The sequence below is a fragment of the Plantactinospora sp. KLBMP9567 genome (assembly GCF_033446045.1).
In the GTDB taxonomy this organism is placed as follows: Bacteria; Actinomycetota; Actinomycetes; order Mycobacteriales; family Micromonosporaceae; genus Plantactinospora.
This window is the reverse complement of record NZ_JAWQRR010000038.1, coordinates 1-18,124: the sequence shown is the minus strand read 5'-3', so window position 1 is coordinate 18,124 and position 18,124 is coordinate 1. Positions and strand designations below refer to the sequence as shown.

At 69.1% G+C, this 18,124-nt stretch carries 18 protein-coding genes and 1 pseudogene; 9 read left to right on the top strand and 10 right to left on the bottom strand.

Features of this window, described 5'->3' with window-relative positions; translation table 11 throughout:
• Window positions 1–2: 2 nt before the first annotated feature.
• Together R6Y94_RS27395 and R6Y94_RS27390 are read left to right on the top strand one after the other, a co-directional pair.
• Window positions 3–1,331: a sensor histidine kinase gene (locus R6Y94_RS27395; protein WP_318398734.1), complete on the top strand. Its 1,329-nt coding sequence runs from the start codon at window positions 3–5 to the stop codon at window positions 1,329–1,331.
• Entirely contained in the window at window positions 1,328–2,002 is a 675-nt protein-coding gene (locus tag R6Y94_RS27390; protein ID WP_318398733.1) for a response regulator transcription factor, read from the top strand. The genes R6Y94_RS27395 and R6Y94_RS27390 overlap by 4 nt, the downstream gene beginning before the upstream one ends.
• 42 nt (window positions 2,003–2,044) lie before the next feature.
• Here the strand turns inward: R6Y94_RS27390 and R6Y94_RS27385 are convergent, their stop codons facing one another.
• Window positions 2,045–2,503, bottom strand: coding sequence for a MerR family transcriptional regulator (locus R6Y94_RS27385; protein WP_318398732.1), 459 nt, complete (start codon window positions 2,501–2,503; stop codon window positions 2,045–2,047).
• Window positions 2,504–2,598: 95 nt separating this feature from the next.
• Between R6Y94_RS27385 and R6Y94_RS27380 the strand changes: the two genes are divergently transcribed.
• Window positions 2,599–3,537, top strand: a complete 939-nt coding sequence (locus tag R6Y94_RS27380) for an oxidoreductase (RefSeq protein ID WP_318398731.1) — start codon at window positions 2,599–2,601, stop codon at window positions 3,535–3,537.
• A gap of 305 nt (window positions 3,538–3,842) precedes the next feature.
• Here R6Y94_RS27380 and R6Y94_RS27375 read toward each other — a convergent pair whose 3' ends face one another.
• Window positions 3,843–4,337, bottom strand: coding sequence for a hypothetical protein (locus R6Y94_RS27375; protein WP_318398730.1), 495 nt, complete (start codon window positions 4,335–4,337; stop codon window positions 3,843–3,845).
• A gap of 554 nt (window positions 4,338–4,891) precedes the next feature.
• Here R6Y94_RS27375 and R6Y94_RS27370 point away from each other — a divergent pair.
• The 3 genes from R6Y94_RS27370 (at window position 4,892) to R6Y94_RS27360 (ending at window position 7,263) form a co-directional block, all read left to right on the top strand.
• Window positions 4,892–5,077, top strand: a complete 186-nt coding sequence (locus R6Y94_RS27370; RefSeq protein ID WP_318398729.1) for a hypothetical protein — start codon at window positions 4,892–4,894, stop codon at window positions 5,075–5,077.
• Window position 5,078: 1 nt separating this feature from the next.
• The gene (locus R6Y94_RS27365) at window positions 5,079–5,720 is read left to right on the top strand and encodes a CHAT domain-containing protein (RefSeq protein WP_318398728.1); all 642 of its coding nucleotides are present in this window, start codon (window positions 5,079–5,081) and stop codon (window positions 5,718–5,720) included.
• 427 nt (window positions 5,721–6,147) lie between these two features.
• The gene (locus tag R6Y94_RS27360; RefSeq protein ID WP_318398727.1) at window positions 6,148–7,263 is read left to right on the top strand and encodes a hypothetical protein; all 1,116 of its coding nucleotides are present in this window, start codon (window positions 6,148–6,150) and stop codon (window positions 7,261–7,263) included.
• A gap of 489 nt (window positions 7,264–7,752) precedes the next feature.
• On the opposite strand, the gene R6Y94_RS27355 is transcribed toward R6Y94_RS27360, so the two are convergent.
• The 4 genes from R6Y94_RS27355 to R6Y94_RS27340 form a co-directional block, all read right to left on the bottom strand.
• Window positions 7,753–8,280 carry a DUF6244 family protein gene (locus tag R6Y94_RS27355; protein ID WP_318398726.1) on the bottom strand — a complete coding sequence of 176 codons (528 nt, stop codon included), beginning with the start codon at window positions 8,278–8,280 and terminating at the stop codon, window positions 7,753–7,755.
• A gap of 246 nt (window positions 8,281–8,526) precedes the next feature.
• Window positions 8,527–8,961, bottom strand: coding sequence for a hypothetical protein (locus tag R6Y94_RS27350; RefSeq protein ID WP_318398725.1), 435 nt, complete (start codon window positions 8,959–8,961; stop codon window positions 8,527–8,529).
• A gap of 242 nt (window positions 8,962–9,203) precedes the next feature.
• The gene (locus R6Y94_RS27345) at window positions 9,204–9,659 is read right to left on the bottom strand and encodes a DUF3291 domain-containing protein (RefSeq protein WP_318398724.1); all 456 of its coding nucleotides are present in this window, start codon (window positions 9,657–9,659) and stop codon (window positions 9,204–9,206) included.
• Window positions 9,660–9,760: 101 nt separating this feature from the next.
• On the bottom strand, window positions 9,761–10,372 hold the full coding sequence (locus tag R6Y94_RS27340) for a TetR/AcrR family transcriptional regulator (protein ID WP_318398723.1): 612 nt from the start codon (window positions 10,370–10,372) through the stop codon (window positions 9,761–9,763).
• A gap of 91 nt (window positions 10,373–10,463) precedes the next feature.
• Here R6Y94_RS27340 and R6Y94_RS27335 point away from each other — a divergent pair, with 91 nt between their 5' ends.
• A complete protein-coding gene (locus tag R6Y94_RS27335) occupies window positions 10,464–11,510 on the top strand; it encodes an aldo/keto reductase (protein WP_318398722.1) in 1,047 nt (348 codons plus the stop codon).
• Between the two features lie 605 nt (window positions 11,511–12,115).
• Here the strand turns inward: R6Y94_RS27335 and ltrA are convergent.
• Window positions 12,116–13,219 (bottom strand): group II intron reverse transcriptase/maturase, encoded by a 1,104-nt coding sequence (gene ltrA / locus R6Y94_RS27330; RefSeq protein ID WP_318398721.1) that lies wholly within the window; start codon window positions 13,217–13,219, stop codon window positions 12,116–12,118.
• Window positions 13,220–13,452: 233 nt separating this feature from the next.
• Window positions 13,453–14,703: a hypothetical protein gene (locus tag R6Y94_RS27325; RefSeq protein WP_318398720.1), complete on the bottom strand. Its 1,251-nt coding sequence runs from the start codon at window positions 14,701–14,703 to the stop codon at window positions 13,453–13,455.
• Between the two features lie 278 nt (window positions 14,704–14,981).
• Between R6Y94_RS27325 and R6Y94_RS27320 the strand changes: the two genes are divergently transcribed.
• Window positions 14,982–15,755 (top strand): transposase family protein, encoded by a 774-nt coding sequence (locus R6Y94_RS27320; protein WP_318398719.1) that lies wholly within the window; start codon window positions 14,982–14,984, stop codon window positions 15,753–15,755.
• 777 nt (window positions 15,756–16,532) lie between these two features.
• Here the strand turns inward: R6Y94_RS27320 and R6Y94_RS27315 are convergent.
• Both R6Y94_RS27315 and R6Y94_RS27310 read right to left on the bottom strand, forming a co-directional pair.
• Entirely contained in the window at window positions 16,533–16,733 is a 201-nt protein-coding gene (locus R6Y94_RS27315) for a hypothetical protein (RefSeq protein ID WP_318398718.1), read from the bottom strand.
• A 744-nt stretch (window positions 16,734–17,477) separates the two neighbouring features.
• Window positions 17,478–17,864, bottom strand: a complete 387-nt coding sequence (locus tag R6Y94_RS27310; protein WP_318398717.1) for a hypothetical protein — start codon at window positions 17,862–17,864, stop codon at window positions 17,478–17,480.
• Between R6Y94_RS27310 and R6Y94_RS27305 the strand changes: the two are divergent.
• Window positions 17,845–18,124: pseudogene (locus R6Y94_RS27305) on the top strand (integrase); the annotation flags it as partial. The gene R6Y94_RS27310 and the pseudogene R6Y94_RS27305 overlap by 20 nt on opposite strands.

Genomic DNA, 18,124 nt, shown 5'->3' with positions numbered 1-18,124 from the left:
CGATGCGCCGGTTGGACGTGCTACTCGCACTGGTCAGCGCGGTCGCCATCACGGTGGCGACCGAGGTGGCCGGCGAGCCGTCGAGCCGGGACTCCACCGTCGCCGCGGCCGCCCTCGGCGTGGTGACCGGCACCCTGCTGCTGTTCCGGCGCCGGCACCCGGTGCTGGTACTGGTGCTGTCGCTGGTCGCCATCATGGGCTACAACCTGACCGACTTTCCCAGCGTCTCGCCGATCTGGCCGCTGCTGGTCCCGCTCTACACGGTCGCCCGGGCGGGTCAGCCGCTGATCGCGGCGGCGGTCGGTGCCTCGACCCTGCTGGTCTCCACCGGCTGGGTGCGCAACGCCGGCGTCGAACCGCTCCGGATGCTCGACGGGGCGCTCCGCGAGGCCGCGATGCTGGCCCTGGCCCTGGTGGCAGGCACCGCCTTCCGCACCGCCGAGCTGTACGCCAGGGAAGCCGAGGCCCGGTTTGCCGCCGAGCAGGCGGAGCAGGCCCGGGAGTCCGCCCGGCTGGTCCTCGCCGAACGGATCCGGATCGCCCGCGAACTGCACGACGTCACCGCGCACACCGTCGCGGTGGTGGGGATCCAGCTCAACCTGGCCCGGGAGCTCGTCGGGCGGGACCCGGACGCCGCACGGGAGCTGCTGGACGGCGCCCGGCAGGTCAACGTGGACGCGATCGACGAGCTGAGCCGAGCGGTACGCCTGCTGCGCGAGCCCGGCGCCGCGACCGGGCCGGAGCTGTGCTCCCTGCCGGACGAGACGCACCTCGGCACGCTGCTCGACCGGGCGGCCGAGGCCGGCCTGAGGACGAGGTTCGACCTCGAGGGCGAGCCCCGGCCGCTGCCGCCCACCGTCGGGCTGACCCTGTACCGGATCGCGCAGGAGTCCGTCACCAACGTGCTGCGGCACGCGCACGCCCGGTCGATCACGTTGACCCTTCGGTACGCCCCGGACGGCGTCGGCCTCGACGTCCGCGATGACGGCACGGGCGGCGGTTCCGGGCCGGCGGCCGGCGGCCACGGCCTGACCGGGATGCGGGAACGGGCCACCGGACTCGGCGGAACGCTGCACGCCGGCCCGCTGTCCGGCGGCGGGTACGCCGTCGGCGCCTGGCTGCCCCGCACGGTCGACGGCGCAGGTCGGCCCGTGTCGGGCGATGCGGTGGAGACGGTCGACGGCGCGGGTGGGCCCGTGTCGGGCGATGCGGTGGAGACGGTCGACGTGGCTGGCGGGACCGTGCCAGCCGATGGGATCGACCGGAGGCGGACGGTCGACGGCGACCGGGTCGCGGAGGCGAGCACCGAGCCGGGCGGGGGAGGCCGATGACCATCCGGGTGCTGCTCGCCGACGACCAGCCGCTCGTCCGGGCCGGGCTGCGTGGCCTGCTGGGGCTGGACGGCGACATCGAGGTAGTGGCGGAGGCGGCCGACGGCGCGGAGGCGCTACGGCTGGTTCGGCAGGTCCGGACCGACGTCGCACTGCTGGACATCCGCATGCCGGGGCTGGACGGCCTGACGGCCACCGAACGGATCACCACCGATCCGGCCACCGCCGGGGTACGGATCATCGTGCTGACCACGTACGAGATCGACGAGTACATCTTCGCGGCGTTGTTGGCCGGGGCGAGCGGCTTCCTGGCCAAGACCGTCAGCCGGGAGGAGCTGTGTCACGCGGTCCGGGTCGTCGCGGCCGGCGACGCGCTGCTCAGCCCGGGCGTGACCCGGCGGGTGATCGAGGAGTTCGGCCGGCGTCCCGGGCCGGCGCAGGGCTCGGTGGAGCGGCTCGCCGGGCTGACCGCCCGGGAACGCGAGGTGCTGGCACTGGTGGCGGGCGGGCTGAGCAACGCCGAGATCGGCCGGGCATTGCGGATGAGCCCGCTGACCGCGAAGACCCACGTCAGCCGGATCATCACCAAACTCGGTGTCCGGGACCGTGCCCAGTTGGTGATGCTGGCGTACGAGACGGGGTTGGTCACGCCCGGCGGGTCCGCCTGCTGACTGCCGTCACCGGGTTGGCCGGGCGCCGCCCGGGCGGCCTGGTCACCGGCCTTCCTCGGCCTCCGGGTTAGGGTCGGTGCCGGGCCCGGTCGACGGGGTGCTCCAGAGCCGGTCCGCGGTGCCCTGCCGGACGGCTTCCTCGTAGGCGGTGACCTTGCTGCTGATCAGGTCGAGGCAGTCGTGGAGTTCGGCGATCCGGTCCAGCACCCGCTGCCGGTGCGCCCGGAGCAGTTCGAGACGTTCGGCCTCGTTGCCCGGACCCTCGCCGACCAGTTCGGCGAGTCGGCGGATCGTGGCCAGCGGCATCCCGGAGGCCCGGAACTTCGTGCAGTTGCCGAGCCACTGCACGTCCCACTCGCCGTAGACGCGACGGCCCCCGCTGCTGCGGCGCAGCCGGCCGGTCAGCAGCCCTTCCCGTTCGTACAGCCGCAGGGTGTGCACGCTCAGGCCGGTGCGTTCGGCCACCTGCCCGATGCTGAATTCCGCCGGGGTGTCGAGCATGGCCGGAGCATACGCGCGTTGACCTAGAGCGCGGTCTAGCACCTAGCTTCGCCCGCATGGCAGTGACAGCAGATAATTCGGGTACCGGATCCGACGTGCCCCGGACAGCCGGCTCCGGCACCGGAGAGCCGGGCGTTTTCGGCGCGTGGAGTACCGCCGACGAGGTGTTGCGGGGAATCGATCTCTCCGGCCGGCTCGCGCTCGTCACCGGCGGATACTCCGGACTCGGCCGGGAGGCGACAGTGGCGCTCGCCCGGGCCGGCGCCCGGGTGGTCGTACCCGCCCGGCGACCGGCGGTGGCCCGCACCGCGCTGACCGGGATCGACGGGGTCGAGGTGGACGAACTCGACCTGGCCGACCTGGACAGCGTACGGGCCTTCGCGGACCGGTTCCTGGCCTCGGGCAGGGGCATCGACATCATGATGAACAACGCCGGCGTCATGGCGTGCCCGCAGACCCGGGTCGGCCCGGGCTGGGAGGCGCAGTTCGGCGTCAACCACCTCGGGCACTACGCGCTGGTCAACCTCCTGTGGCCGGCGATCAGGCGGGGCGGGGGAGCCCGGGTCGTGGTGCTCACCTCCCGCGCCCAGCACGCGGCGGCGATCCGCTGGTCCGATCCGCACTTCTCGCAGGGGTACGACAAGTGGCAGGCGTACGCCCAGGCGAAGCGGGCGAACGTGCTGTTCGCCGAGCGGCTCGACGTACTCGGCCGGGCGGTGGGGGTGCGGGCGTTCTCGGTGCACCCCGGTTACATCCTCACCCCGCTCCAGCGGCACCTCAGCCGGGACGAGATGGTGGCCGCCGGGTGGGTGGACGCGGACGGCAACCTGGTGAACGCCGAGTTCAAGACCCCGCAGCAGGGAGCGGCGACCCAGGTCTGGGCGGCCGCCTCGCCCCGGCTCGCCGGGCTGGGCGGCCGGTACTGCGAGGACTGCGCCGTCGTCGACCAGGCGACGGACCCGGACGGGGCGGCGCGGCTGTGGGCGCTGTCGGCCGAGCTGACCGGGGTCGACGCATTCGCCGGGCCCGCCTGACCCGGACCCCTGCCGCCCGGGTGCCCCGGCCCGCCGTTCCACCCGGCCGGCCGGTCTATCAGCGATTCGTCGTGAGCGCCCTGCTCGCTTCTATTGGCATGTGCGCGGTTTCGCTATGACCAGGCCCGGCCCGACCGGCGACGACCCGGCCCGCGGCGCCAGTTGCCCGGCCGTCGAATCGTCCGTCCCCGCCGCCGATTAGTCCCTACTCCACTCCAATGGGGAACCTTCCTGGGAGTCCTGTCCCGGGAAGCTCCCCATCGACGGTTGACGGTCCCGGACAGCGGCAGGATCGGCGTCCCCGGTCAGTCCGGCCGGTGCTCGAAGGCGACACCGCCGATCAGCACCGTGCCACGGGCGGGCAGGCTGTTCGTGTGGGTGCGGTCCAGCTGTCGGTACCTGATGCGGTACTCCACCCCGTCCGCGTTGTCGAACCCTCGTGGGACCCGGCGGGCCACGATCAGCCCCTCGCCCGGCAGGTGTTGGCCGGCCACCCGCGTCGTACGGCCGCGCAGCCGGAACGCGGCCGACTCCTCGCCGGTGATCGGCGACACCGCCACGAGCGTTCCGGACTGGACGGCCCGGCGCCGCAGGTAGGTCATGACGATGACGAAACCGAGCAGCAGGAGGGCGACCACCGTGACGCCAACCTGGGCCCGCCAGGTGCCGACCCGCGAGGTGGTGACGACTGCGGGGCCACCGGCCGGCAGAGCGCCGGGGGTGGCGAGGGCGATGTCCGGGGCGAGCGCCGACGCCCAGGGCGAGGACACCACCCCGGTGACCGTGGGCCGGTCGGTCACCGTGACGGAGTCGTGGAACGGGATGACCCACGCCGCACGGTGCCAGGGCAGCCGGAGTGAAAACGACAGGGTCTCGCCGGGCTTGAGCTCGACGCGGTCGGGCAGGTCTCCGACGAGGGTCGGCCCACCGTCGAATCCGGCCGCCCGCAGTCCGGTAACCGTCAGCGGCGTCCGGCTTGTCTCGGCGCGAAGGGTGAGCCGTACGGGTACGTCGGCCGTGCTGAGATCCGCCCCGGGCCGGCATGTCCCAGTTCACCGTCACGCCTTTGCCGATGTCGCCGGCCAGGGCGATCCTGGCCTTCTCGAGCCGGGCGGCCGCCTTGCTACGACCGAGGTACGCGCCGAGTTGAGCCACCGTCGACGGGTCCAGCGTCTCGGTCTGCCGGATGACAGACCTGAGCAGCCCGGCTCCGGTCGCACCGTCCCGCAGCGGTAGCGCGTAGCCGCTGACCGACTTCGCCGGCAGTCGGCGAGCCCGGTCGGCGAGGACCTGCCAACGAGGCCCGGTCGACCTCGGGTAGTCCGATCCGGACGCCGGAGTGTGCTCGGCATCGGTGAGCAGCACGATCGATGCGATGTCGGCCGCGCCGGGGCGCTCCAACTCGCCGACCGCCCGCTCGATCGCCGCACCGATGTCGGTGCTGCCGCCCTCGGGAGCGCGCGGCACCTTGGCGAGCATCCGGTCAGGCGATCCGGCGGGGCCGAGGTATCGGGGCGTCGCCGTGGAGTTGAAGGTATAGATTGCCACGTAGTCACTGGCGGAAAGGCTGCCGAGGAACCGGTGCAGGCTCGCCCGCCCCGCTGGCCTGTTATGTCGGGCGTTTGCCGGACGGCCGGTCCGGTGCGGACGGCCCTGGAACCCGTACCGACCTGCTCGACTGGTTGGGTGATGCCGGCGCGGGAACGATGATGCACCTGGCGTGCCATGGCATGGTCGGGCCGGGTACTGGCACGGCTGCTACGTCGTACCTGCTCCTGGCGAACGGTGAGCGGCTGGCGGCGGAAGAACTCGTACGCTCGTCGGCGGGGCGACCGGTCGCCCTGGCCGTACCGGCCGCGTGCAGTAGTGGCGTATGTGGGCGAGGCGATGACGAGGCGTTCAGCATCAGCACGACGCTGCTGGCCAACAACGTTCGTACGGTTGTCGCCGCCCAGTGGAGCGTGCCGGATGCGGCCACCTCGGTCTTGATGTTCATGTTCCACCACTTCCTCCGGGTACAGGGCCGGAGACCGGCGGACGCGCTGCGCGAGGCGCAGCTGTGGATGCTGTCGGAACACCGCGAGGTGCCGGCGGAAATGCCGCCGGCGCTGCGTGACGCCCTGGTCAAGGTCGGCCCCGCAGGCACCGTCGAGTGGGGAGCCTTCATCCATTCCGGGCGGTGATCCGGCGTGCCGGACACCGCTTCCTCATGCCGACCGGTAGGCACCGGCGTGGTCCCCCAACTCCACCGGCTGGGCTGGTGGTGGCGACGTTGCCGCCGCTCACCCGTTCCGACAAAAGGCGGATGACCCCCGAACGGCCTAAGCCGGAAGGGCGCCCCGGATCGCCGGTCGGGGCGAGCGGGTCGTGGGAACGGCGACCGGGTACGGCCGAACCGGAACCGCGGCCGAGCTGACCCGGTTGGTTGGGTTACCGGCCCGGCACTGTGAGCAACAATTCGGCCAGAAAGCCGCTGCGGACCCTCGCCAGCCGTCATTCCGCGCCGCGATACTCCTTCCGGGTTGGCGTCTCCACATGTCGTACGGCCCGAACTCCGCCTGCTTCGACCGGCGGCGAGGAACTGTCGCGGGAACCGTGGGAAGGGGAACAGTGACCAGCGCAGCTCAGCTTCCGTCGACCTTCGCGAACCTCCGGGGCCCGCTCGACCCCGCTGCGGACCGCGGCGGGGCGCGGGCCGATCGGCCCGGGGCGGCAGCGAGGGCCTCCGATCCCGGTCCGGTCGGCGAGTCGGTCCTGCGCGACCTGGCTCGCCGTGGGATCCTCGCCGCCGAGGCCGCTGGCGCCCCGCCGGACGAGTACGCACGACTGGCCGGTACGGCGTATGCCCTCGCCTGGCCCGTGGTTTTCAACCGGGTTACCCGCCCCGTGGAACGGCGGCGTGGTCACTGGACCTGCTCGATCGACGTCCTCCGGCTCGCCGACGAGTGCCTCGACGGCTTCCACGACGACGTCGAAGCGGTCGTCAGCGACCTCCTGGTCAACGCAAAGACGCCGATCCGCAACATCGAGGGATGGATGAGTGGGCGGGTGACCGCGGTCACCATCGACGGCCACCGGAGGAGGCGGGGACAGCGGGGCGCGCTGCAGCGCCCGCGCGTACCTGAATGGCTCGCCGCAGAACTCGGCCGCGACGCCTGGCTGACGCAGGTCGCGCTCGAGATCCTCAATTGGGTCGGCGTGCCCGCCACCGCCGGGGCCGGTGTCTGGCCGCTGGAGAGCTGGGCCCGACGCCGGGCGGCGGTCACCGGGGACTGGACCGGGAGTGACCCGGAGGCGGTGGCCCGAGAGGTCGAGGTCGTACTGGCTGCCATGCGACGCCGCCCGAAGCGGTACCTGGATTACGTCGAGCGACCCCTCGGGCGCAAGACCGCGCCGGTGGCACCCTCGGCCGGCGATGGAGCGGGCGTCTCTCGCCCGTTGCTCTCCGTCGCTGAGCACGAGGTCGACGAAGCCCGGTTGGCCCGCCTCGCGTCCGCCGCAGTGGACGCCCTTGCCTTGGGACTGTCCGGCGGCGGCGACCTGACCGAGACGGTGGTGCGGGTCATCGGCACCGTGTTCGGCTCGGGTACCGGCGGCGACGAACTGGATCGGATGCCAGGAAGCGGGCCTGCCCTCGACGAGCGGGTTTCAGCGCTGCTCGCCGACCCCCGGGCCGTCACCCGGATCGTCGCCTCGGTCCGGGCGATCGTCGTCGACGCTCGGTGACAACCCGACAGCCCGGCAACGCTCGTCGACCAATTGGGCGAGTGCCTCAGGCGTCGCGCCCTCCGCCACCGCCGCCCGCCAGGCGGCGCGAAGCTCCTCCTGCAACAGTTGCTGGAGAAGTTCCCGCTGCTCGGGTCGGAGGCTCACCTCGACTACCAACTGACCGGCTGGATGATCACAACTCATTCTGCCTGGTGGAGACCCCGGTTAGGCAAGTCCGTTGGCGCCGGCGACCCTCGCCGACCTGGGCCGGTACCGACGGGCCAATCGAGGTCCAGAGGTGTTGGCCCGCAGCCGGCGCGCAGGACGTCGTACCCGGCTCGGCCGGCTGAACATCCCGCTGCATGCTCGTCATCTGTGCCTCCGGACCGGTGCCTCGCCGGCACCTGCCGGATACATATTTCTGACGGACCGAGGACCGCCCCTCGGCTACCCGGGCTGCTGGCCCAGTAGGGACCCCCGTTGCCGGCAAGGCGCCGCCAGCCCTGGTCAGTTTCCCGAGTTGCCCGTCCGGCGAGCGTCGGTCACGGCCGAGGCGAGCGAGTGTTTGACCGCACCGCCATGCTGCGCCACCAGCAAGAGAATCTCCTTGATGGTTCCAAGCATGGAGAGCAGCGGCCCGGGATCGCCACCCTGCAGGACCCTGGCGACGAGAGCACGGGTCTCGTCAACCTTGCTGAGTGACGAACCGACTCCGTCGTGCGCGGTACCCACCCTGTCCGCCGCGCGGTTCAGTGCCTCGATCACCTCCGCCGGCGAGGCCTCCTTGGGTACCACCACGAGAGAGTTGGAAGCGTCATTGACGGCCCCGTCGACGCTGCCCAGGCCAGCCTGGATGTTCCTGATCGCCTCCCGCACCTGGGACATGCCGGCGACGATTCCACTGAATCCCGCAGCGGCAGCCCTCGTTGCCACCTGTTCGGCTTCCCGCCCGGTAGCGGATGCGGTCGACCTGGCGCGTTCGATGCCGGCCCGCATCGACCGCAACTCGTTGCCGATGGCGTCGGTTTGCGACATGTTCGCAGAGCCCTCCGTCGAAGGGATTGGGGTCACGGTGTCGACCCGCTGCCGGCACCGTAGCCGGCGGCAACCGCCGCAAGAGGCATGCCACTGCCATCGTACGAATCCGATCGGTAGCCGGTTGCGCGGCGTGACGGTACAGCGTGCGCAGACAAACACACCCTCGCGAGCCGGCTCGGCGGCAGATGCGGATGCGATTCCGGCCGCGCGGCGAGACTGGACCGGGGTCGCAGTTGCCAGGTGCTATTCGCCTTCCAGGCGACCGGAGTCGCCGCGGAACGGCCGTCCCCCGTCGGTCGTCGGTAAGGCCGCGATTCTCGCAGCCCAGCGGTCGACGTAGGTCTTCATCCCGTCGGCATTGCGCGCAATACTCAACCATTCCCAGGCGGCGTCGCGAATCTCCCGTTGGGCGATCATTTCGGTGCCGTCGTCGTAGTGGAACGGGTAGCCGTCGACGATGTCCGACAAGTCTGCGTAGATGCTGTACAGCGCGGCAACATTCACCACGTCGTCCGTGAGGAGCAGGTCGACCAGCGCACACTTCAGCTCCTCGACGACCCCCACCGGATCTTCTCTGCCCTTCAGCACCCGATGCATGTATCCATCGATGAGATCGATCACAGCAGTCGAGGAAGACGATACGGCGTCAGCCAGGGAGGACGATACGGCGTCGGTCACCCTTGCATGGTTGCTTGCCGTGTCACCCGCGCCGCTCCTGGCCCGGCAGCCGCGCAACGTCCCAGGGCCACGATGCCGCGGAGAGACGAAAGACCGAGTGCACTCTCGTCGGCAGTTCCGGACGTCGGCCGCCGCCGGAGGCAACCCACGGAGCGTGACGTCTCCAGCTGGCGTGGCGCGACGGTCGGCGGATGGATTTGCTGTCCTGCGACACCTGCGCCGGTCGCCGGCGTGCCCGGCCGTCAACGCCGGCGGCTCGGTGTGCCGTCGAGTTCGAATCGACGGCGGCGCGAGAACGCGCGCGGCGACGGGCCTTCGCGGCGCAAGATTGTCAGCTTCGCCCGGGACTCGTCCAGCCCCGGCCGATGGTCATCCGCCACCCACCACAGGGCGGTGCTCGGTTGTGGTGTCGGCAAGAACGACTCGGCGCGCCGGCGTCCCAGCCCGCCATGCCGGCTGCGGTAGACGAACTGATGCAGAGCCTCGTAGGAGTCCCAGACCGAGATGTTGACAATCAGCCACTCGTGCGCCTCGCGGCAAGTTGGCATGTGCCCGCCAGCGCCGCGCAGTCGCCATACGAACCCGGGGCTACCCTCAGCGATCCGGTACACCGGATCGACCACCGCCATAAACCCCGCCATGATCGGCGAATCCGGTCCGGCCCGCATACGGGCTATGTTGACCTGCGCCAGCCGCACGTACCCAGCATAGGTGCGCACGTCGGCACCACCACCCCGGTGTCCAGCGGCCCGACACGATCCGCCCAGCGGGTCGCGGCAGATGCGGTTGGGCTGTGTCGTCAGTTGGGACCGCTGGCGGGCGTGTAGACGCCGGCGTGGGCGGCTGCCGCTGCCGCTTCGGCAGCCCGGTCTGCCGTGGCCTCGTCGATGGGGTCTCCGCTGACGAGCAGGCGGTAGTAGAGCGGTGCCGAGACGGCGCGGATGACCTCGGCCGCGTCCGTGCCCGGGGGAAGCTCCGCCCGCCGCACGGCCTGCTCCACGCAGGGGGCCCACTCGGCGATGCGGACGGCGTAGAAGTGGTGCAGAGCCTCGGCGGCACGGGGGTCGCAGGTCGCGGCGACGATGACCGCCCGGAACAGTGCACCCTGACGCGGATCGACCAGGGTGCGCTGCACGAGCCGGGCATTGGCACGCAGGTCCTCGGTCAGCGATCCAGTGTCGGCTCGCGGCAGCGACTGCTCCGCCATGTCCGTCAGCAGGTCGGCGACGAGGCCGGCGGCCGTACCCCAGCGGCGGTAGACCGTTGTCTTGCCCACCTCGGCGCGGCGCGCCACGTCCGCGAGGTCGAGACGGTCGAAGCCGTGCTCGACGAGTGCGTCACCGGCAGCTCGTAGCACGGCGGCGCGGACCCGGGCGGTCCGCCCTCCGGGTCGGATCGCACCGACGGCCATAACGGGTCTCCAGTTCCCTTAACTGCGGATGGCTGCTATCGTAGCCGGCGTCTTAACGGAACTGTAGTTCCCTTAATGGAAGGCTGTCATCGTGGAGTATCGACGACTTGGGGCATCCGGACTCACTGTGCCCGCCCTCAGTTTCGGCGCCGGCACCTTCGGCGGCTCCGGACCGCTCTTTGGCGCCTGGGGCAACACGGACGCCCGCGAGGCAAGACGCCTCGTGGACATCTGTCTGGACGCCGGGATAAGCATGTTCGACACAGCGGACGTGTACTCCGACGGCGCGTCCGAGGAGGTGCTGGGACAAGCGATCAAAGGCCGACGCGACGCGGTCATGATCTCGACCAAGAGTGGCCTGCCGACCGGCGACGGACCCAACGACGCGGGAACCTCACGCGCGCGGCTCATCCGATCGGTCGAGGCGGCCCTGCGTCGACTCGGCACCGACTACATCGACCTGTTTCAGCTACATGCCTTCGACGCCGCAACACCCGTCGAAGAGGTCGTAGCGACACTGGACGACCTGGTACGGGACGGGAAGATTCGCTATCTCGGCGTCTCCAACTTCGCCGGCTGGCAACTCATGAAGTCCCTCGCCGCAGCCGACCGGGACCACCGCAGCCGGTACGTGGCACACCAGGTTTACTACTCCCTCGTAGGCCGGGACTACGAGTGGGAACTGCTGCCCCTCGGCCTCGACCAAGGCGTTGGAGCCGTGGTCTGGAGCCCGCTCGGCTGGGGACGACTCACCGGCAAGATCAGCCGCGACACACCGCCACCCTCTACCAGCCGGCTGCACGCCACCGCCGCATACGGCCCGCCGGTCAACGACGAGCACCTGTTCCGCGTCGTAGACGTCCTCGAAGACCTGTCCCGCGAAACCGGCCGAGCAGTGCCACAAATCGCGGTCAACTGGCTACTACGACGACCCACGGTAGCCACCGTCATCATCGGCGCCCGCAACGAAACACAACTGCGGCAGAACATCGACGCCGTCGGCTGGTCACTCACACCCGAACAGACAGCCCGGCTCGACACTGCCAGCACCCGCACCGCGCCGTACCCGTACTTTCCCTATCAGCGGCAGGAAGGCTTTGCCAGGCTCAACCCTTCGCCGGTCGCGAACACCGCCTGAGCGACGATCCCAACGTCCGCTCGGCTTCGGAGTCGACCATCCAGCTACCCGACGGCCGCGCACAGCATCCCGGCCCACATCCACCAGATTCGAGCCGGCACAAGCGTTACGGAGCTTCAGACACTGGTTCACTCGCGTTGCACCTTTCGGCCTCGCTTGCCGAACCCGAACCGTCTGGCAGTACCGACCCGTCCCGGCGTTGTCAGGGCTGCTCCCACCCCTACCGGCGCTCCCCGGCAGCGGCTGCCCCCAGCCTCACCGTCCTGCTGCGACAGTCCGGCGGTGGAGTCCTCTCACCTCCACTCGCATCCAGTGAGGTCGGCATGAGGCGCGGCGCCGGCGTTGCCGCTGGTCCGTTTCCTCATGCCGCCTCCCGAACCCGGCGTGCGCCGCTAAGCGCACCGGGCTCTCCACAAGCCCCGCAGGGATCGTGGGTTACCTCATGTCGTGCTCGGCCATGGTGTTGGGATGCGGGCTCCCCGGTAGTAGTAGCGCGTCGCGCGCACTCTGGCCGGGTCGAACAGCACCACGTCACCATCGGCGGGCCAGATGCCGTAGCGTCGACGCAGTTCCTTCCAGGGGGTGCGCCGATGCTTGCGCTCCTGTCACCTGACGACCTGTTTCCACAGGTACGAACGCAGATAGCTGAAGGTCGCGTTCGAGCATCCGTACTTGAAGTACCCGGCCCAGCCCCGCAACATCCGGTTGAGCGGGTGCAGCAGGGCATCGAGCGCAAGGTTCGTGTTCACCCGGCAGATCGTCTGTACCTTCGCCATCACCGCGGCCACCGACTTCTTGGCGGGGTAGACGTAGACGTAACTCTTGCCGGTGCCTCGTTTACGGTGACGCTGGATGCGCCAGCCGAGGAAAACGAGGCCCTCGTCGATGTGAGTGACCAGGGTCTTCTCCGGTGACAGGCGCAAGCCCATCGTAGACAAGACCCCGGCGATCTCCTCCCGCAGCGCTTCAGCGTCCTCCTTGGTGCCGGACACGGTCAGGCACCAGTCGTCCGCGTACCGCACAAGGCGGTAGTTGGGTAGACCTTGACGGCGACGCTTGGCCCGTTGATATGGGGTGGCTGCGGGTCCTCCCGGGCCCTGGGCGATGTGCTCGTCCAGGACTGACAGGGCCACGTTGCTGAGCAACGGTGACAGGATCGATCCTTGTGGCGTACCGGCGTTGGTATCTGACAACGTGCCGTCCTCCAGGAGGATGCCCGCCTTCAGGAACGCCTTCACCAGAGCCAGGACACGCTTGTCTCCGACTCGTTTACGCACCCGCTCCATCAGGGCTGGATGCGCGATCTCGTCGAAGCAGGCTTTGATGTCTCCCTCCACGATCCACTCATACGAGCGGGACGTGAAGTGATGCACCTCTGCCACCGCGTCGTGTGCCCGGCGGTTCGGGCGGAACCCGTAGCTACACGGGAGGAAGTCCGCGTCGAACACCGGCTCCAACACCAGTTTCAGGGATGCCTGGACAACCCGGTCACGAACCGTTGCGATACCCAGGTAACGGACCTTGCCGCCCGCTTTGGGTATCGCCCGCCGCCGCACCGGCAGTGGTCGAAAGGCACAAGCTTTCAGGTCCTCGCGTAGCTCGGTGAGGAATCCTTCCACTCCACGCACCGCCTCGATGTGCCGGGCTGTCTCCCCGTCCACCCCGGCAGTACGCGCCCCTTTGTTATGCCGCACCCGATCCCAGGCCACCAGCAGAAACCCGGAACGCTATTCAAAACCCGTGCCGGGCTGGTGTGATCAGATTGGTGTGTCGCCGAGGTAAGGGCGGCCGCCCTGCGTTAGATCACTTCGACCGGGTCGCCCTGCAGGCCGGCTGCAGTACGCCGCGGCGCTCCGGCAGCCGTTCCACTCGCTTCGGTGGGTCGACCGCCGACCGTGGCGCCCTCCGCCCGCCGACCGATAACGTCGGTCATTCCGTCAGCTCACCACCACGCGGACAGCTCGCTGAGCACGCTGCCGCTGAACCGGTCCCGCACGCAGACGATGCGCGCCTGGGCGGGCGACTTCAACGGCAGCGAATAAACGGTGCGGGCATGTTCGGAGTGAGCAGGCCGGCCGCCCGAGATAAACCGCTTGCCGTCCGGGGAGAACTCCACCACCGCGCGGTCGCGCAGGAACGGTGTGCGGAACACCACTAGGCTGATCGATCGGCGCGCACCAAGATCGATGCAGAGTCGCTGGTGTGACTCGGCCGTGCAGTTGTCAGCCTCCACCGAGCAGCCGCCGGGCAGCCAAACCGCGGCATGTCGTTCCAGGTCGCCATCGGTCAACGGGCAGGGCGTGACGGCGGGCCTCAATCGTCGCTGCTTGTCGTCAGCCAGACACGGCAGACCGCGAGACGGCGCCGGTCCGGCCGACAACAGACCCTGGCCACCCGACTGATATCCGTACGACACCTGCGGCGTGTCAACCGAGGTTGCCACATCGGCCATCACCACGACCTCGATCGAGGCATCCTCGTACGGCCGAGTATCGACGAGGGCACTGGTTCCTGTAATCGGACGCGAAACCAACTCCGGTTTGCCGGAGTCTTGCGCCACCACGCGTACGGCCACCGCATAGCTCACTCGCCCGCCATGTGCCGCGGCGGCAGGCAGGGGTGACCAACTCACCCGGGCGCTGCCCACACCGGCCTCTGTCACCGTGATCTCGGGCTCCCAGAGTATGAGGTCCGGAAGGCGCTGCGGCGTAACGCCCCGCTTCACCGTGACCACGGTTCGGGGTCCGATCGACTGGCCGGGAGCGGCAGGTTGAGCGGCACTGATCACCAAATCTGGGCTGGACTTCATTTTGCTGGCCGGATAACTGTATTGGCCGTCGACGGAAACCTCCGCTTCCTCTCGACCGCCGCAGAATGACGGGATCAGGCACAAGAGGCCAAGGCTCGCGACGAGCGCGAAGCCGGTCCGCCATTGGTCCCCTTTGGTCACCTGAGCCAGCGAGACCGTAGCCTGACTCGCCGCCCGCCCGTCAGGGCGGATCACCCGCCCGTACAGCGCCCCGGTCGCGGACGGCTCCGGTGCAGGACCGGTGGGTTCCGGCGCCGTGGCGTGGCCATCGGGTCGACAACCTGTCAGCAGCAATACGACGGCGATCAGACCGGCGGCGAAGGCCCGCTGGGCACCGGATCGCCGGCCGGTCGATCGGGTCGATGGCCGGACCCGGACACGCACCTGACGAACGGAAGACACCATTTCTTTGGCTCCATAGCTTCGCACGGTCCACGCGCACGAGCGCGGATCACCCGTGAAGGATCTTACTCCTTCGGCCGAGTTGGGGCGTCGACACATTTCGTCGCAAGTTCGCCGCTACTCCGCAGGGCTTCCCACCTTTCGAAAGTGATCGACCTGTGACGTGTCGCTATGCGTCGCAACAGCCGCACTTGCGATAGATCGCGAGGACTATGTGGAACAACGAGATCACCGCCGGACGGCCGGCGCGGTGCGAGGCTATGACCGGACTGCGTGGCGATCAAGTCGCCGAGCTGGTGAACGCAGTGTTCGCGCTGCTCGGCGGCGTGTGGCAGCCCGTGAAGGGCCGGCATCGGATTCTGGGCCTGTACCGGGCGGTGGTGCTGACCTTGTTCCTGATGCGGCGCAACGAGTCTCAGAAGGTAGCCGGCGAGCTGTTCGGCTGCTCGCAGTCCACTGTGTCGCGGATCGTGCGCCGGTTGCGGCCGCTGCTGTGTGAGGCGACCGCCGCCTTCGCCGGTGACATACGGACGCGAGCGAAGCGCTCGGCGGTGCTCGTCGACGGGTTCCTCGCCCCGACCGGTGACCGCGTCGGCGTTGAGGGCATGTACTCGGGGAAACGGCACGCCAGCGGATTCAACGTGCAGGCCGTGGCCGACCTTGACGGCCGGCTGGTCGATACTGGCCTGCCCTGCCCCGGCGCCCGCCACGACAGCAAGGCCCTACACGAGGCCGGCATCGCCGACCGGTGGGCCACCCACCTTCAACCCGGCGGACCCGGCATGATCGCCGACCTCGGCTACCTGGGCACCGACGCGATCACCGGCACCCGCAAACCCCGCGGCCGGCAGCTGACCGACATCCAGCGCGCCTGCAACACCGCCATCAACAGCCTCCGAGCCGCCGTCGAACGCGCGATCGCTCACCTGGTCAACTGGAAAATCCTCGACACCGGCTGGCGGGGACGCCTCACCGAATTCCCCGAAGTGCTACGCACCGTCACCGGACTCGAAATCTACAGAACATGGGGATAAGCGTTATGAATAACGCTCCAAGCATCGTTGCAGTGTTCCGGGATCGCCCATCGACGTGTACCGGTTGATCGGCTGCCCGTCATCGGCTAACCGTCTGTCGCCCAGAAGGCGCCTAGCTCCCACCACGTGGACAACATGTAGGCCGGAACCGAGTACCCGTCCTGCCCGTACCGACGGCAGAAGGCTCGGAACCGCCACCATCGTCGGCACACTGATCGACGGCGGTCCGCTACCACGGATCCGGCTCCGCACGTGCGACGGAGTCGTGAAAGACTACATCATCACCCGGCGGCTCTTCCGTGCGGCGGGCCGCCGCCGGGCCTCTGTTCCTCATCGTGATCCTCGTTGGCGGCGCGCTAGGGCCCGGATTCCGCTCGATCCGCCAAGCTGCCAGCCGCCTGGATCGCGGCCTTACTGGGTTGTTCGGTGTTGCCCTCATCGCCTCCGGGGTGCTCGTTGACAACCGATATCGCCGGGCAGGCGGCCCCCGCTGACCAAACAACCGTCATGCCTGTTGCACCATCTCGGCGGCGGAGATCGTCGCGAGAGCCCATCTCCCAAGATTCGCAGTTACACATAGGTGCGCAATGCCCCGATTCGCGCACATGCTTCGCCGACGAAGGCGCGTGATGTGCAAGGCGCTGCCAGTAACGTGCCCGCTGCGAGCGCCTATGAACTCACCGACGGCTCCAGGAGTGTGAGGTACCCCTGGATCAGGTTCCAGTATCAGAGAACGGTTCCAGCACGGCGGATGGGCCAGGCGCGCGTTTACCGACCTCAACTGGCCCTGTCAGTAATGAAGCGGATTGCCGTGAGGATCAACAGGAGCGCCCCCGCGAACGCAGCACCGCCGACAAGGATCGCCTCTTCGGTACTCTTGCTACCCGCCCAAGAAGTCAACCCCGCAGCGGCGCCAATCATCGCGGCGGCCAGCACCGTGATGGCCAGCCACAGCGCGCGGGTTGGAGTGTCGAGCATCGCGAAGCCTCCTGTAGACGCAAACCTCCATTTTGGAGGTGGTGTCTCGCTTCGCCTTGCTTTGTAAGATGCACCTTGGCAACCCGACGTGTCAAGCACACTGCAGCATTTTCTACGGCCGGGCGTCCTTTGGTCACAACGAGTTGTGCACTACCACTGGTACAGCTTCGACGCCCCTCAATGGCAGCCTTCCCGACAGGCGGAGAGCAGGCAAAGGCGTACATCGAGTGCCGGTACGAACTGCCCTCGAAGTAGCCCGTGGCAGCTACAGCGCCTCACTCTCGACGCCGTCCTGTGGCTTGACATCGCTGGACGGTGGTTGCTCGGCAGGCCACTGGAGGGCTTCCCGCACGCCGGCACCCTGCCTGCACCGGCGGCGATTGGTGGTAAGCGGCGACATCCAGATCGAGCCTCGATCGGCTCGTTCAAGCCCCACTACCGCAGCTGACCATCGAGTGAAGACTCTCAACCAGCGGTGGGAGTCCTATGCTGCGTTTTCAGCACTGTGGAGTTGCTCGCTGGCGGCTGCGTCACGCTGGTAGCGGGCCACCGCGGTGATCGCTGACCTACCCGAACGCAACACCGTCGATCCGCTCACCCCGGTGAGACGGGCCCTGCCCTGGCTGCTGACGGCGCACCTGACGGTCCAACCCGGCCTGGGCCGGCTCCTACGGCCTCGGCCGGGCGATCGGGCTGACCTACGAGCGGACGATCACCCTGACCTTCGCCGCCGCCGGGAACAACTTACATCAGCTCTCTGCCTTCCAGCAGAGCTTCTGCGGTCAACTCAACCCGGCTGCCCAGCCGATCCACTCCGAACATTCTCGTGGGCCGGTTCAGTGCCGCGGATTTGGATGGGTAGTGGAAATAGAGGACTTGTCCGCAGTGCGGGCTCGCCTCGGCCATGATGCCATCCTGGCAGGTCGCGAGGATCGTTATCCGATGCTCACGGGCGACCTCTGCGATGGCATCGAGCACTTCACGCCGATGTTCGGCGCCCAGGGAGTCGGCAAGCTCGTCGAGTATCAGGACTCTACCCTCGGGGTTCGGTGCCGCGAGCAAGGCGGCCAGTACGAGATGGATCGAGAAGAGCTTTTCCTGCGCCGTGTTGGTGACGTTGTCGTACGTCACCTGGCGCCATGCCCGCCGGCTGGCGGCGCAGGCCGGCCGGGACGATACCAACGAGACCGCGGTGGCCCGGGTCCTCGACGAGCTGCTCACCCGGGCGCAGGCCGGCCCGGTGCTGGACAAGGCGAGTGCCCGGGTCGCGGCGCGGACCCGGGTGGCCGCCGCCGCGCACCGGCCCCCGCCCGTCGAGGAATCCGAGGCACAGGCTGACGAGGACGACGAGTTGGACGGGCAGACCAGTACGACCGTGGTCCCGATGGGGA

Bases quoted from the DNA above. Each gene is read 5' to 3' on its own strand.
- R6Y94_RS27355 (WP_318398726.1), bottom strand. From the start codon at position 8,280: ATGTCGCAAACCGACGCCATCGGCAACGAGTTGCGGTCGATGCGGGCC.
- R6Y94_RS27385 (WP_318398732.1), bottom strand. From the start codon at position 2,503: ATGCTCGACACCCCGGCGGAATTCAGCATCGGGCAGGTGGCCGAACGC.
- R6Y94_RS27315 (WP_318398718.1), bottom strand. From the start codon at position 16,733: ATGCTCGACACTCCAACCCGCGCGCTGTGGCTGGCCATCACGGTGCTG.
- R6Y94_RS27320 (WP_318398719.1), top strand. From the start codon at position 14,982: ATGACCGGACTGCGTGGCGATCAAGTCGCCGAGCTGGTGAACGCAGTG.
- R6Y94_RS27390 (WP_318398733.1), top strand. From the start codon at position 1,328: ATGACCATCCGGGTGCTGCTCGCCGACGACCAGCCGCTCGTCCGGGCC.
- R6Y94_RS27395 (WP_318398734.1), top strand. From the start codon at position 3: ATGCGCCGGTTGGACGTGCTACTCGCACTGGTCAGCGCGGTCGCCATC.
- R6Y94_RS27340 (WP_318398723.1), bottom strand. From the start codon at position 10,372: ATGGCCGTCGGTGCGATCCGACCCGGAGGGCGGACCGCCCGGGTCCGC.